The following is a 764-nucleotide window of genomic DNA, read 5'->3' as shown; positions in this document are numbered from 1 at the left end:
AACATTGCTTCCCTGACCGTTCAGAACAACCTGAACAAGGCTTCGTCCGCCACCGCTACCTCGATGACTCGCTTGTCCTCGGGCCTGAAAATCAACAGCGCCAAAGACGACGCCGCCGGCCTGCAGATCGCTACCCGTCTGACCACCCAGATCAAAGGCCTGACCGTTGCGACCAAAAACGCCAACGACGCTACCTCGATCGCCCAGACCGCTGAAGGCGCACTGCAAGAAACCACCAGCATCCTGCAGCGTATGCGTGAACTGGCTGTTCAGTCGCGTAACGACTCCAACAGCACTTCGGACCGTACCGCTCTGCAATCTGAATTCAGCCAGATGAGCGACGAACTGACCCGTATCTCCACGTCGACTACCTTCGGTACCGGCATGAAGCTGCTCGACGGTTCGGCTTCGGGCCTGCAGTTCCAGGTAGGCGCCATGACCGGTTCCGACCAGCACATCGACCTGGGCATCAGCCTGAACGCTTCGGCCTCCGGCCTGGGTGTTGCCAGCGTTGCAATCACCGGTGCCGACCCGAGCGCCGCGCACACCGCGATCGACTCGGCCATCAGCGCCATCGACGCCGCGTTGAACACCGTGAACACCACCCGTGCCGACCTGGGTGCCAAGCAGAACCGTCTGGAAAGCACCATCAGCAACATCAGCAACATCATCGAGAACGCTACCGCCTCTCGTTCGACCATTCAGGACGTAGACTTCGCCGCTGAAACCGCTGAGCTGACCAAGCAACAAACCCTGCAACAGGC

Annotated in this window: 1 protein-coding gene; it reads left to right on the top strand. The window is 60.2% G+C overall.

The genetic code is table 11. The features are described from left to right. The coding region (locus tag G7016_RS24765; protein ID WP_219856370.1) for a flagellin domain-containing protein at positions 1-764 on the top strand (764 nt) is incomplete at both ends.

It is taken from the genome of Pseudomonas japonica (genome assembly GCF_013522925.1).
In the GTDB taxonomy this organism is placed as follows: domain Bacteria; phylum Pseudomonadota; class Gammaproteobacteria; order Pseudomonadales; family Pseudomonadaceae; genus Aquipseudomonas; species Aquipseudomonas japonica_A.
Note: the sequence above shows the minus strand (reverse complement) of the source record. Positions and strands in the feature narration are given on the sequence as shown.